Source organism: Brevundimonas sp. (genome assembly GCF_036732845.1).
In the GTDB taxonomy this organism is placed as follows: Bacteria; Pseudomonadota; Alphaproteobacteria; order Caulobacterales; family Caulobacteraceae; genus Brevundimonas.
Genome location: NZ_DAINBO010000024.1, coordinates 17,787 through 31,324, shown reverse-complemented (window position 1 = coordinate 31,324; position 13,538 = coordinate 17,787). Strand labels below are relative to the sequence as shown.

Sequence of the window (13,538 nt, the reverse complement as noted above, 5' to 3'; positions counted from 1 at the left end):
TCGCCGCCCTGATCAACGCCCCCGATCACCGCAACAACACCCCGCAAAACGACCACTTCTTCGGGTAAGCGCGGGCAGCGAAGCCTCTTCAAGGGTCCCGGAGCGCACGAACGCTCCGGGACCTTTTTCTTGCGCGCGTTGCGGTTGCTTCCGGCCGCCGCTAGACCCGTGGGGCGAGGGCGAAGGAGGGGTCTTTGGACCAGGCCGAGCAACACAGCCGGATCGAACGGCTCTACGCCCTGGCCCTGGGTCGCGCGCCCGAGCCGGGCGCCGACCTGTCCGGCTTCATGGACAAGCCCCTGTCCGAGTTGACGGCGATCTTTTTCCAGTCGCCCGAGTTCCGTGAACGCATCGCCGACGCCTTTGCCCAGGGCGGAGAGCCGCGCGAAGCGCTGTTCGACTATCCGCCGTCCGAGGCGTTGAAGGCCTGGGCCGCCGCCGCCTTCGACCTGCCGGAACCGGCCGTCGCCGAGACCGCCGCCGCGCGGTCCTGGGCGCAACTGTACCGCGCCCTGTTCGCCGAACCCGACGCCGCCGTCCGCATGGGCATGACGGCGCGGCCGTTCGACGATCCGGCCTGGGCCGCGCTTGTGACGCAGGCCGAGAGCGATGCGAAGCGCCGTGTCGCCGGGGCGCTGGATCTGGTGGACACGGATCGGGTCGCCGGCTGGGCCGTCGATCTGAACGATCCGGGACGTCGCCTGGCGGTCGAACTGTGGGCCGACGGCGCCTTCGTGTCGGCGGGCGCCACCGGCGTCTTCCGGCGCGAGATGGAGGATCGTTTCCCCGGTGCGACAGGCGCGGGCTACAGCCTGCCGATTCCACGCGGCCTGGCGCGTCCCGGCGAGACACTGAGGCTGGAGGTGCGCGAGACCGGCCACCCGGCGCCGCTGGGCGTCGGCGTCCTGGCCGAGACCAACCCGGCCGAGGTTCCGGCCTATGAGACCGTACGGCGTGAACTGGCGACGGTTCGCGAGACCCTGGCGCGGCTGGAGACCATGCTGCCCGCGGTCGAGACCGCCCTGACCCGCCGCGCGACCGACTGGCCCGCCTATTTCGACGCCTGGTGCCGGCCCGCGCATGAGGCGATCCGCGCGGCCCTGCCCGCCGCCGTGCCGGGGCGGACGCGCGTCCGCATCGACGCCGCCGGGTGTTCGCCCGCCTGGGTCGAGGAGGCGATCGACAGCGCCTTGGAGCAGAGCCGCACGCCCAGCGGCGTGTTCGTCGTCGGTCTGGATGATCAGGGCCGTCGCCTGATTCAGGACCTGGCCGCCCGGCGCGGATGGGCCGGCGCGAACGGTCCGGCGATCACGGTCGGCGAACCGACGCCGGGCGCCGGTCCGGTTCTGGCCTTCCCCGCCTCGGGCCTGCTGTCGCCGGACGCGGTCGAGGCGGTCGAGGCCCTGTTCGCGGCGCGGCCGGACGCCGCCCTGGCCTATGTCGATGAAGACGTGCTGGCGAGCGAAGCCGAAGGAAATGACGACTGGCGGCTGCGCGATCACGACGCGCCCGTGCTGAAGCCTGCCTTCGATCTGGATTTCGTGCGCCAGTCGTCCTGGGTCGGCGACTGCCTGGCCTTCGCGGGCGACGGGGTTCCGGCCGGCGCGCGCACCGTGTTGGCCGCGGCCGAGGCGGGCGCGATCGTCGCCTCCATCCCTCGTGTGCTGTTCACGCGCCGGATCGAGGCGGTTCCCCAGCCCGATGCGGCGGGCTGGGCCGAGGTCGTCCGCGCCCACCTGGCCCGCATGGGCGAGGCGGCTGATGTGGTCCTCCAGACCGACGTGCTGGGGGCGGCCGTGTCGGGCGCGGTTCGTGTGCGCCACGCGCTTGCCGACGGCGCCTCGGCCACGGTGATCATACCGACGCGCGACCGGCTGGACCTGCTGCGGCCCTGTCTCGACAGTCTGGAGACGCACCGCGCCGCCAACCGCTGCGCCATGCGCGTGGTGGTGGTCGACCATTTGAGCCGCGAGGCCGAGACCCGCGCCCTGTTGATGGAGCGCCAGGCGGCGGGCCAGATCGAGGTCATGCCCTATGACGGCGAATTCAACTGGGCCTTGATGAACAATCTGGCCGCCGCCCAGAGCGACGACGACGTTCTGGTCTTTCTGAACAACGACACCGTGGTCATCAGCCCCGACTGGCTGGACGCCCTGGCGGCCCAGGCGATGCGGCCCGGCGTCGGAGCCGTGGGCGCGCGATTGGTCTATCAGGACGGGACCCTTCAGCACGCGGGCATGGCCGCCCGCCCCCGGCCGACGGCCTTTCTGATTCATGAGGGGGTGGGCCTGCCCGGCTCCGACCCCGGAAACCTGGGCCGACACGCCCTGGCCCATCGCTGCGTGGCCGTGACCGGCGCCTGTATGGCGATGTCGAACGCGGTCTTTCGGCGCCTGGGCGGGTTCGACGCCGCACGCCTGCCGGTCGAGGGTAATGACGTGGACCTGTGCCTGAAGGCCCAGGCCGAGGGTCTGGCGGTGATCTACGAACCCGGCGCGACCCTCTATCATCTGGAATCGCGTTCGCGGGGTCTCAGCCTGGACGGCGAGCGGCTGCGCGCCTCGATGGAGGCCACGCGGCGGGTCTGGAGCCGCTGGGGCGGACGATTCGCCGCGGACCCCGGCTTCAACCCCCATTTCGCGCGCGACGGACGCCCGTTCGACCGGCTGCGTCCGCCGCCGCCGATCCAGGCGTGAGCGATTCGGCGTCGGTGCTGGTGATCGGCGCGGGCGGGCGGCTGGGCCGCGCCCTGTCGCGCGCCGACTGGCCGAAGGGACTGGCGCCGGTCTTCGCCCGTCGGACGGATCTCGATCCGCTGGACGCCGCCGCCCTGGCCGCCGCCCTGGCCGTGCGCCGTCCGACGGTCATCCTCAACGCCGCGGGCTGGACCGACGTGGACGGCGCTGAGCATGATCCAGACGGCGCGCGTCGCCTCAATCGCGATCTGCCCGCCGCCCTGGCCCGCGCCGCCGCCGAGACCGGGGCGCGGCTGGTCCATATCTCGACCGACTATGTCTTCGACGGCGCGGGGGACCGCCCCTATGTCGAGACCGACCCCGTGCGCCCCCTCGGCGTCTATGGCCGCACCAAGCTGGAGGGAGAGGCGGCGGTGCTGGCCGCCGCGCCGGACGCCGTGATCGTGCGCACGGCCTGGTTGATCGGGCCGGACCGCCCGAACTTCCTGACCGCCGTCCTGGACCGCGCCGATTCGGGCGAGACCCTGGCCGTGACCGATGATCAGTTCGGTTCGCCCACGACGACCGAATCCCTGGCCGACGCCCTGATCGCCGTCGCGGCGCGTCTGGCCGCCGACCCGGCCGCGCCCGGCGGCGTCTATCATTTCGCCGGGGCGGGAGAGGCGAGCTGGCGCGACCTGGCCCAGGCGATCCTGACGGCGCGCGAATCGGCGGGGGGATCGGCCGCGCCGCTCGTTTCCGGCCGCCCGGCGGACACGGGTCCGGGCCGCGCCCCGCGTCCGCGCCGTTCGCCGCTGGCGTCGGACGCCCTGGCGCGCGACTATGGAATCACCGCGCCGCCCTGGCGCGAGGCGGTGGGGGCGCTGGTCGGCCGCATGACGCGGGGAGGGGACCGATGAAGGGCATCATCCTGGCCGGCGGCGCGGGCACGCGGCTGCATCCGATGACCCAGGTCGTCTCCAAGCAACTGATGCCGGTCTATGACAAGCCGATGATCTACTACCCGCTCGGCACGCTGATGCTGGCGGGCGTGCGCGAGATCCTGATCATCACCACGCCGCACGACCGGCCCGCCTTCGAGCGCCTGCTGGGGGATGGCGGCCAATGGGGTCTCAGCCTGTCCTATGCCGAGCAACCCCGGCCCGAGGGCCTGGCCCAGGCCTATGTCATCGGCGCCGACTTCGTGGCCGGCGGGCCTTCGGCGCTGATTTTGGGAGACAACATCTTTTACGGGCGCGGCGCGGGCGAGGTGTTCGGTCGCGCCATGGGGCGCGAGGGCGCGACTGTCTTCGCCTATCATGTGACCGATCCCCAGCGGTACGGCGTGGTCGCCTTCGGCGCCGAGGGGCGGGCCGCGGACATAGAGGAGAAGCCGTCGGCGCCCAGGTCGAACTGGGCCGTGACCGGTCTCTATATCTACGACGCCCATGCACCCGAGCTGGCCGCCGCCCTGAAGCCGTCGGCGCGCGGCGAGCTGGAGATCACCGATCTGAACCGCGCCTATCTGGAGCGCGGACGGCTGTCGGTCGAACGCCTTGGCCGGGGCTTCGCCTGGCTGGACACCGGCACGCCCGACAGTCTGATCGAGGCGGGGCAGTTCGTGCGCACCCTGGAACAACGACAGGGCTTCAAGATCGGCTGTCCCGAGGAGATCGCCTGGCGCAAGGGCTTCATCGACGCCGCCGCCCTGGAGCGCCTGGCGGCGGGCATGGGCAACGCCTACGGCGACTATCTGCGGCGGGTCCTAGCCGAGACGGCCTAGCGAGACGACCCCGTTGTCGGCCGCGTGGATGGCTCCCGCCGTTGAACCAAGATCATGTCCATGAATCGACTCGGGCGCGAATCCCGGGTCTCGACGCCGGGTGTTGCTTCCGCGCCACGTGACGCGGCTCCTCTTGCATGGCGTCGCGCCGACGAAGGCGTTTCGCCACGGCCGAGTTTCCTTGTGAAGACCGCGTCCGAGCCTGCGAGGCGCTCAACCCACAGGGGACGACGACGAGGGCGCGGGTTTTGGCCGATAGGCCGGAAGCGTCCCCGCATATCGACGCCTCAAATGTACTTACGCTTTGAATTCCATACCGATGATGCCCCCAATCTCGGTTTTGAGCGAGCCGTCGCCGCATGTCGTCGTTTCGCGTGACGGGTGGTGTCGTCGGCGTGGGGAATGCGACGCGGGGCTTGAAACGACGAATCCGGGCGACCCTACTAAACACCCGTGAGTGCTTGCGTTTCACCAATGTGACAACGGGCGGCGCCGCGCAAATGCCCTTGACCCGGCGAAAGTCGTCAGGATAGAAAGCGCTTGCCGTGGGCGCAGCCTAGCCTGAGTTTTCAGACTTGAACTGTGGCCGAAAGGCGTTTCAACGTTGGCTACGTCCACACAACGGGTTTCTTTGGGGGACCATATCCAAATGACTAAGAACATCCTTCTCGCCGCGACCGCCGCTTCGGTCATGGCTTTTGCGGGCGCCGCCAGCGCTCACACCCTGACCTTCCAGGCCGGCCCTGTCGCCGGCGCCATCGACGCCACCGAAACCGGTGGCACGACCTCGGCCTACAAGCTGGCCTCGGAAGCCAAGGTGCCGCCGGGATCGGCGAACTTCGCCCTGGTCGACACCCTGTCGGGCGGCAGCCTGCCGTCGGGCAACGTCGTCCTGACCGTGACTCTGACGGGCGGCACCTTCTCGTCGGCCGTCGGCGCGGGTGTCATCACGGGCGGCGTCGGCGCCTGCTCGACCTTCACCTCGACCCTGTCGTCGGGCGGCGCTTCGGGCAGCACCTCGGTGACCTTCCTGATCTCGAACTCGAACCCGGACTGCTCGGGTCTGAATCTGCTGCTGCCGATCACCCCGGGCGCCGGCACCGCCACCGTGACCACCACCCTGGCCACGGAAGCCGGCACCCCGATCGACGGTCTGACCGCTTCGCGCAACATCGTGACGCGCGGCAGCGCCTTCGACGTCGTGTTCGACAGCGTCATCGGTTCTGCGGCTCCCGGCGGCGGCGCCCTGGCCGACACCTTCGCCACCCTGGCGGTGACCCCGGTCTACACGACCTTCAGCACCTCCGGCGGCCACAACGTCGCTCCGGAATCGGCCACCGCCGGTCAACTGGGCACCATCCGCATCACCGTGGACACTACCCAGCACGCCGACCTGACGGGCACCCTGTTCGCGGCGGCCGCCCATGTGGTTGACGCCGACACGGTCGTCACCGGTAACTTCAGCGCCTTCGACGGTCTTCCGGGCGGCGGCGGCGGTGCCACTCTGGGCGCGTCGGCCACCTTCAACGGTGCGGCCACCACGGCCACGATCAACAACCAGCAGGTCGCTCTGACGGCCGGCCCGGTTCCGTTCATCGTGACCCGCGAAACCGGCGGCGTGATCCCCAGCTCGACCTACTCGGCTCAGGTCACCTACGCTCTGGACGGCACCTGGTATAACCAAGAAGGTCCGGCCACCGGCGCTCTGGAAACCATCCAGCGCGACGGCACGAACGTGATCTTCCCGTGGATGAACTCGACCTCGATCCAGACCGTCACCGGCACCACCAACCTGATCCGTCTGGGCAACGTCGCCTCGGCGGCGACGGGTCCGGTCTTCGCCCAGGTGCTGAACGCGGCCTCGTCGGCCTCGGGCTACACTGCGGCTCCGGCCCCGGTTCAGATCGCGGCCTCGATCCCGGCCAACGGTGAACTGGTCGTCAACACCGCCACCCTGTCGTCCGCTCTGGGCAACTGGGGCCGCGGCGACGTGCAGATCTCGATCGAGGCTCCCTCGAACTCGATCACGGCCCGTCGTTACGCCACCCTGTCGAACGGCTCGATCACCGAGTTCAACAGCGGTACGGTCGCCAACGACCAGAACCAACTGAACGTGCCGTAAGAAACGCTCGCTCCATCCTCGGATGGTTCGACGGGAGGGAGGGCTTCGGCCCTCCCTCTTTTCTTTTGTGCGAAGCCCAGGTCTTTTTGCGTAAAAGCTTGGCGCGCCATGGTTTCGCCGTCGTGGCGCGCAGGCTGTTTCCGCGGGCAAAACCGGCTATCAACGGCTGACACCCCCAATCAGGAGCGCCGACCTTGGCCGATATCAAAGACCAGACCCTCACCGGCCGCGTCGATCTCGACGGCAACAGCTACGTCAATGTCGTCTTCGACGGCGCGACCCTGTTCTACGAAGGCGGCAAGGCGCCGATCTTCCAGAATGTGACCTTCAACGAAGGCTGCAGCTTCACCTTCCAGGAACAGGCGGGAAACACCCTGGCCTTTCTCCGCTCCATGGCTCACCCTTCGACGAACATGCGTTTCATCGTTGACGGCCTGATGCCCGAGTTGAACGCCTGACGACGCCGCGCCAGGCGCTCATCCAGGGTGTGACCGTGTCCGCGACCGATTCCGTGCAGATCCGCTTTCCCGCCGCCGGCCGCCGTCGGCTGGGTGAACTGTTGCTCGAACGGCAGATGATCACGCCGGGAGACCTGCAGAACGGCCTGTCGCTGCAAGCCCAGAACGGCGGGCTGATCGGTTTGAACCTAGTGCGTCTGGGCGCCCTGTCCGAGGCGCGGCTGCTGGAGGTTCTGTCCGACCAGCTCGGCCTGGCGATCCTGGCGTCCGAGGACGCGCCCGCGCCCGACCGCATCGCCGCCTTTCTGACCGAGATCGGTTCGCCCGTCTCTTGGTGGGCCGAGCGCGAGGCCGTGGCCTGGCGCGCGGGCGAAGAGGCCGATTCGCCGATCTTCTGCGCCGCCGTGCAGCCGTTGGACACCTTGCTGGGCGAACGCATCGGTCAGGCGATGGCCGATCCGGTCACCTTCTTCCTGGCCCAGAGGTCGACGATCGAGGGTCTGACCGGCGACCTGACCCATCGGGATCGAGCGGGACTTGAGATCGACATCATGGGCGGCGGGGCCGACGCCGCACGTCTGCGCGAACTGGCGCAGGAGGCCCCGACCATTGACTTCGTCAACGCCGTCTTCGCCGAGGCCCTGACCCGGCGGGCGTCCGACGTGCATGTCGAGCCGTTCGAGGATCGGTTCCTGGTGCGGATGCGCATCGACGGCGTCTTGACCACCGTCCGCTCGGCGCCGCGCTCCAGCTATGACGCCGTCTGTTCGCGCATCAAATTGCTCAGCGGCATGGACATCGGCGAACGCCGCCTGCCGCAGGACGGCCGCCAGTCGATCCGCGTCTCGGGTCAGGAGGTCGATCTGCGGGTTTCGTCGCTTCCGGCGTCATGGGGCGAATCGATCGTGCTGCGCCTGTTGGGCAAGACCAGCCGCCTGCCGGAACTAGCCGAACTGGGCGTCTCGGCCGATCAGGAGGCGACCCTGCTGGAGCTGTCGGAACAGCCGAACGGGGTCTTTCTGGTCACCGGCCCGACCGGTTCGGGCAAGACGACCACCATCTATCGCCTGCTGACCCATCTGAACGACGGCGAACGCAAGATCATCACGGTCGAGGACCCGGTCGAACTGGACTTGCCGGGCGTGGTCCAGGTGCGGGTGCGATCCGAGATCGGCCTGACCTTCGCGGCCGGCCTGCGCTCCATCCTGCGTCAGGACCCGGACGTCATCATGGTCGGCGAAATCCGCGATCCCGAGACGGCGCGCATCGCCGTCCAGGCCGCCCTGACCGGCCACCTGGTCATCTCGACCGTGCACACCAATTCGGCCCTGGCAGCCATTCCGCGTCTGCTGGACCTGGGCATAGAGGACTATCTGCTGGCCGACGTCATTCGCGGCGTTCAGGGCCAGCGTCTGGTCCGTCGCCTGTGCGCCGACTGCAAACGCCCCTCGACGCCGCAGGAGGCCGCCGTCCATGAGGCTGAACTGCCCGCGACGGTGAAGGCCGCCGCCGGGCAGGAAAAGGCGAATTGGCACGAGCCGGTCGGCTGTCCGAAATGCGGCCAGTCCGGGTTCCGCGGCCGGGTCGGCGTCTATGAGATCGCCCCCATGTCCGCCGCCATGACCGGCGCCCTGCGTCAGGGCGCGGACGAGGACCGGTTGACGGCCGTCGCGCGCGGCGAGGGCTTCACCAGCTTTGGCGACGACGCCTTCCTGAAGGCCCGGCGCGGCGAGACGGCCTTGACCGAGGTGCATCGCATCGTCGGCGGCGGAGACGTGTCGTGACCGGCGGACCCAGTCCCTATTACGACACCGAGGCGATCACCCGCGGCGCCCAGGCAGGGGACCATCGTCACCTGATCGGCGGCCTGTGGGACGAGATGGGCGCCCATCAAATGGCGTTTCTGATCGCCCGGGGACTTCGGCCGGATCAACGCCTGTTGGACATTGGCTGCGGTTCTCTGCGCCTGGGGGTGCGCGCCATCGGCTGGTTGGAGCCTGGTCGTTATTTCGGAACGGATCTGTCCGAGGCGCTGATCGACGCCGGATACGCCGCCGAACTGGATGACGCCCTGCGCGCGCGCGCGCCGCGTTCGCACTTCGCCGTCAACGACGACTTCGATTTCGGGTTTCTGCCCCAGCCGGTCGATTTCGCCATCGCCCAGTCGGTCTTCACCCATCTGCCGTTGAACCACCTGCGGCGCTGTCTGGCGAAGCTGAAGGGCGCGATGCACAGCGGCGGCCAGGCGCTGTTCACCTATTTCGAATGTCCGGCTGAAGCCGACCTTTACCAGCCCCTGACCCATGCGCCCGCCGGCGTCGTCACCCGTGACGACCGCGACCCCTATCATTACCGGCTGACCGATCTGGAATGGGCGGCGCGCCAGACCGGATGGGATTTTGAACCCATCGGCGACTGGGGCCATCCGCGTGGCCAGCGCATCGCGGCCTTTCATCGGCCATGACCGACCTGTCGTTCCAGTACGAGGCCGTAGGCCGCGACGGCCTGACCTTGAAAGGCCAGGTCATGGCGCCCGACGAATCGGCCGCCGTGCGCCGTCTGTCGGCCGATGGTCTGACGGTGCTGAAGATATCCCCGGCGGCGGTGAAGGCCCAGGGCCGCGACCGCGACCTGAAGCCCGCCGAACGGGTGTTGGTGCTGCGTCAACTGGCGCTGATGATCGAGGCGGGGGTGTCGTTGCTGGAGGCGATGGACACGGTCGCCCAGGGCATCCAGGCGCGCAAGGGCAAGACTCAGTTCCAGGCCGCCATCGCGGCCCTGCGGCGCGGCGATTCCTTCGGTCAGGCCCTGGTGGACAATGTTCCGGGCTTTCCCGACTACGTCTACGCCATGGCCCGCGTGGGCGAGGCCTCGGGCAAGATCGCCGAGGTGCTGCGTCAGGCGGCCGAACAGATGGCCTATGAGGATCGGCTGCGGCGCGACTTCGCCAACGCCATGACCTATCCGGCCTTCCTGCTGTTCGCCGGTTTCGCGGCGGTGGGCTTCATCTTCACCCAGGTGGTGCCGCGCTTCGGGGCCATGATCGGCGACGACCGGTCCAATGTGCCGGCCATGTCGCGCTGGGTTCTGGCGGCGGGAGAATTCGCCAACGCCAATCTGCCGATCGTCGGCCTGGCCGTGGGGGCCTTGATCGCCCTGGGCGTGGCGATCGCCGCCAACGCCCAGATCCGCGCCCGCGCCTATGCCGTCGCCCACGCCGCGCCGATCATCGGCCCGGTGATCCAGGCGCGCGAGATCACCGCCTGGGCGCGCCTGTCGGCCTTCGCTCTGAACAGTGGCGTGCCGATCCTGTCGGCCATGGCCCTGTCGCGGGCGGCCGTGCCGGTCGGGTCGTTTCGGCGGGGACTGGACATGCTGGACAGCGATCTGCGCGCCGGGGTGACGTTGGACGCCTCGCTGGCCTCGCACACCCATCTGGAGCAGATGGACCTCAGCCTGCTGCGCGCGGGCCAGAAGTCGGGCGCGGTGGGGGCCATGTTCGGCTTCATCGCCGACAATTACGAAGACCGGCTGCGGGATCGGATGAAGCGGCTGACGGCCCTGATCGAGCCGCTGGCCATCGCCTTCATTTCGTTGATCGTCGGCTTTGTGGCCTTGTCGCTGGTCCTGGCCCTGTCCAGCACCTTCGAGGCCGTCGGCTGATGCGGCCGGGCCGCGAGGGCTTCAGCCTGATCGAGGCCATTGTCGCCCTGACGATCGCCGCCATCATGTTGATGGCCATCTTCGAACTGCAACAGCAGATGGCGCGCGGCCAGGAGCGCGCCCAGCGCGCCATCGCCCAGTCGGCCCTACAGGAAAACGCCCTAGCCCTGACGCGGACGGTGAACCCCATGGAGCGGCCGGACGGATCGATCACCGTGCCCGGCGGCGAGACGGTGCGCTGGATATCGGTTCCAAAGGGGCGGCCGGTGACCAACGCCGGTTTCCCGGTGGGGCAGGGGGCCTTTGAGGTCCAGCTCTACACCATGACCGTCAGCATTCAGCCGGTCGCCGGGTCGCCGCCGGCGCCCCTGACGTTCGACCGCATGGGCTGGCGGCGGATGAACACGGGCGCGGCGGGCGTCGGCTTCTGATCAGGGACGGCCGTTCGGCGGCGCCATGACCACGGCCGGAGGCGACGGCGGCGCTTCGGGCGGCGTTTCCGGCTGCGCGGGCGTCTCCGACGGCGCGGTCTCGGGTTCCGCCGCTTGTGGTTCGGCGGGCGGCGCACGGCGCGGGATCAGGGGCGGCCGTTCCGATGCGCGCGCGGCGCTGGGCAGATCCAAGCCGACGCCCCGTATGGCGGGTCCGCCGCCGAACGGCGTCAGGGTGTAGGACCAGCCCGCGCCGGTGCGGAAGGCCGCGTTCATGTCGGCGGCGTAGCGGTCGGCGCGGTCGGCCATGTCCTGGTCGCTGCGGACGATGTGCGGCGTGACCAGGATCAGCAGCTCGGTGCGATCGCCGCTGACGCTGTTGGCCTGGAAGGCCGAGCCGACGAGCGGCAGGTCCTTCAGGAAGGGCACGCCGCTGTTGGTCTTGGAATAGTTGTTGGCGATCAGGCCGCCCAGGACGCCGGTCCAGCCGTTGGCGACCTGGATGCGCGTCGTCAGGCTGCGGTTCAGGATGGTCGGGCTGCCGATGCTGGTGCCCGCCGGCGGCTCGCCGGCCGACGAGATCTCCTGAGTGATCGTCAGGTCGATCCGGTCGCCATAGACGATGGGCGTGACCTCGGTGATCACGCCGGTCTGGCGATACTGCACGCTTTGCAGCACGTCCGAGCCGTTGTTGCCCGTATTGGTGTTGGTCGCCCGTTGCGAGGTGATGATCGGCACGTCGGTGCCGACCTGGAACCGCACCATTTCACCGCTGCGCGCCACCAGTTGCGGGCGTTGCAGCACATTGACCCGGTTGTTCGAGGCGTTGGCGTTGATGGCCGCCCGCAGGTCTGGGCCGGTGAAGGTGAAGGAGGCGCCGGTCGAGCCGATGGCGATGCCGCCCGTATTGCCGGTCCAGTCGCCGTCGCCGCCGGAATGTTCGCCGAACAACTGGACGCCCAGGGCGGTTTTGTCGGTCAGGGTGACCTCGGCGATCATGATCTCCATGACCACCTGGGGCGCGGGCGTGTCCAGGGTCGCCAACAGGGCGCGAAGCTGGGCGTAGTCCGAGGCTGTGCCGGTGAACAGCACGCGGTTGCCGATGGGGTCGGTCAGCAGTCGACCCTGAAGGAACTGGCCGCTTTCCGACGAGGCTCCGCCGTTGTTCTGGCTCTGAGACGATTGGCCGCCACTGGCACTGGCGGCGGGCGGTGCGCCGGGCACGCCGACCGGCGGTTGGGCCGACATCGACTGCGGCGCCTGACCGATGACCAGACGGCCCAATGAGGCGGCGTCGGTGTTGCGCACCTGATAGACGAAGGTCGCGGCCTTGTCTCCGAGCGTGGCGGGACGATCCAGGTTCGACACCCAATAGTTGGCGCGATCCGCCAGCTCGGGGTCCTTGGCGAAGATCAGCACCTGATTGGCCGCCGGATAGGACAGGATCATGATCGATCGCGGCGCCGAGGCGTTGCGCGACACCGCATAGCCTTCGGCCGTCAGCGCCTGTTCGACCGCCGCCGCCAGGGTGTCGGCGGACATGAAGGCCGGTTCGACGCGCAATACATTTGCGCCGGCGAAACGGGGCTGGTCGATCTCGCGCAGCAGGCGCACCAACTGGGCCACATCGCGGCCGTTGCCGGTGATGATCAGGCTGTTGGAGGCCACGTCGGGCGTGACCTGAGCCTGGGCGATAGAGCCGAAAGTCTGGCTCAACAGGGCCTGCAAAGCATTCACTTCGACGGTCTGGACGTTGAAGACCTGGACCACCCGGCCGTTGGCGGTCGGGATCGAACGGCCGCGCACGATCTGGGACCCGCCGGGCGCGCCCGCGCTGCCAGGATCGCCCACGGTGACGAAGCCGTTCTCGATATAGACGTCGATGCCGTACTGTTTCAGCGCCAACTGGGTCATGCGGAACAGGTTGCGTTTCGACACCGTGCCGCCGGTGCCGCCGGCGATGGTCTCGACGCGCTGGGCCACATCCGGCGTCATCGTATAGGGCACGCCCAGAACGCCGCCGAAGACGGTGGCCGCGAACTGGGGGATCGACTGCGGCGCCAGGGTGGCGTCGACCTGTTCATCCGACACCAGGGCGGCGATCTCGGCTTCGGTGGCGGGCTGGCGCGCCGACTGCGCCGACGGGGCGTTGCCCGGCAAGGTCAGGATCTCGGCCGGACGACGCTCGCCGCCGATCTGGCCCTGGGGTTGGTCCTGGGATGGGCCGCGTGAAACGGTGATCTCGTCGCCGGACGCGGCGGCGGCGTCCGGCCGCGTGGTCGTGGCCGACATATAGGGGAAGGCCGCGCAGCCGGCGGCCAGCAGCAAGGGGGCGAGGGCGGCGGCGCGGCGGCCCGCGCGGAACGCGGCCGTTCCGATGCGGCGGCTGGAGGTCGTATCGATCAT

At 69.2% G+C, this 13,538-nt stretch carries 10 protein-coding genes; 9 read left to right on the top strand and 1 reads right to left on the bottom strand.

Translation table 11 applies throughout. From position 1 onward, the window contains the following. Window positions 1–194 precede the first annotated feature (194 nt). The 9 genes from V7D63_RS09475 to V7D63_RS09435 all read left to right on the top strand — a co-directional run bounded on the left by V7D63_RS09475 (window position 195) and on the right by V7D63_RS09435 (window position 11,132). The gene (locus V7D63_RS09475) at window positions 195–2,696 is read left to right on the top strand and encodes a glycosyltransferase (protein ID WP_333592029.1); all 2,502 of its coding nucleotides are present in this window, start codon (window positions 195–197) and stop codon (window positions 2,694–2,696) included. Further along, on the top strand, window positions 2,693–3,595 hold the full coding sequence (gene rfbD / locus V7D63_RS09470) for a dTDP-4-dehydrorhamnose reductase (RefSeq protein WP_333592028.1): 903 nt from the start codon (window positions 2,693–2,695) through the stop codon (window positions 3,593–3,595). The genes V7D63_RS09475 and rfbD overlap by 4 nt, the downstream gene beginning before the upstream one ends. Then, window positions 3,592–4,458, top strand: coding sequence for a glucose-1-phosphate thymidylyltransferase RfbA (rfbA, locus tag V7D63_RS09465; RefSeq protein ID WP_333592027.1), 867 nt, complete (start codon window positions 3,592–3,594; stop codon window positions 4,456–4,458). The genes rfbD and rfbA overlap by 4 nt, the downstream gene beginning before the upstream one ends. 649 nt (window positions 4,459–5,107) lie before the next feature. Further along, on the top strand, window positions 5,108–6,580 hold the full coding sequence (locus tag V7D63_RS09460; protein ID WP_333592026.1) for a hypothetical protein: 1,473 nt from the start codon (window positions 5,108–5,110) through the stop codon (window positions 6,578–6,580). 194 nt (window positions 6,581–6,774) lie between these two features. Next, the gene (locus V7D63_RS09455) at window positions 6,775–7,038 is read left to right on the top strand and encodes a hypothetical protein (RefSeq protein WP_333592025.1); all 264 of its coding nucleotides are present in this window, start codon (window positions 6,775–6,777) and stop codon (window positions 7,036–7,038) included. A gap of 35 nt (window positions 7,039–7,073) precedes the next feature. After that, the gene (locus tag V7D63_RS09450) at window positions 7,074–8,822 is read left to right on the top strand and encodes a GspE/PulE family protein (RefSeq protein WP_333592024.1); all 1,749 of its coding nucleotides are present in this window, start codon (window positions 7,074–7,076) and stop codon (window positions 8,820–8,822) included. Then, window positions 8,819–9,502, top strand: coding sequence for a class I SAM-dependent methyltransferase (locus V7D63_RS09445; RefSeq protein WP_333592023.1), 684 nt, complete (start codon window positions 8,819–8,821; stop codon window positions 9,500–9,502). Before V7D63_RS09450 ends, V7D63_RS09445 begins: the two co-directional genes overlap by 4 nt. Next, window positions 9,499–10,701 (top strand): type II secretion system F family protein, encoded by a 1,203-nt coding sequence (locus V7D63_RS09440; RefSeq protein ID WP_333592022.1) that lies wholly within the window; start codon window positions 9,499–9,501, stop codon window positions 10,699–10,701. Before V7D63_RS09445 ends, V7D63_RS09440 begins: the two co-directional genes overlap by 4 nt. Next, window positions 10,701–11,132 (top strand): type IV pilus modification PilV family protein, encoded by a 432-nt coding sequence (locus V7D63_RS09435; RefSeq protein ID WP_333592021.1) that lies wholly within the window; start codon window positions 10,701–10,703, stop codon window positions 11,130–11,132. The genes V7D63_RS09440 and V7D63_RS09435 overlap by 1 nt, the downstream gene beginning before the upstream one ends. Here V7D63_RS09435 and V7D63_RS09430 read toward each other — a convergent pair whose 3' ends face one another. Beyond that, on the bottom strand, window positions 11,133–13,538 hold the full coding sequence (locus V7D63_RS09430; RefSeq protein ID WP_333592020.1) for a secretin N-terminal domain-containing protein: 2,406 nt from the start codon (window positions 13,536–13,538) through the stop codon (window positions 11,133–11,135).

Bases quoted from the DNA above. Each gene is read 5' to 3' on its own strand.
- rfbA (WP_333592027.1), top strand. From the start codon at position 3,592: ATGAAGGGCATCATCCTGGCCGGCGGCGCGGGCACGCGGCTGCATCCG.
- V7D63_RS09435 (WP_333592021.1), top strand. From the start codon at position 10,701: ATGCGGCCGGGCCGCGAGGGCTTCAGCCTGATCGAGGCCATTGTCGCC.
- V7D63_RS09460 (WP_333592026.1), top strand. From the start codon at position 5,108: ATGACTAAGAACATCCTTCTCGCCGCGACCGCCGCTTCGGTCATGGCT.
- V7D63_RS09440 (WP_333592022.1), top strand. From the start codon at position 9,499: ATGACCGACCTGTCGTTCCAGTACGAGGCCGTAGGCCGCGACGGCCTG.
- V7D63_RS09430 (WP_333592020.1), bottom strand. From the start codon at position 13,538: ATGATCGATACGACCTCCAGCCGCCGCATCGGAACGGCCGCGTTCCGC.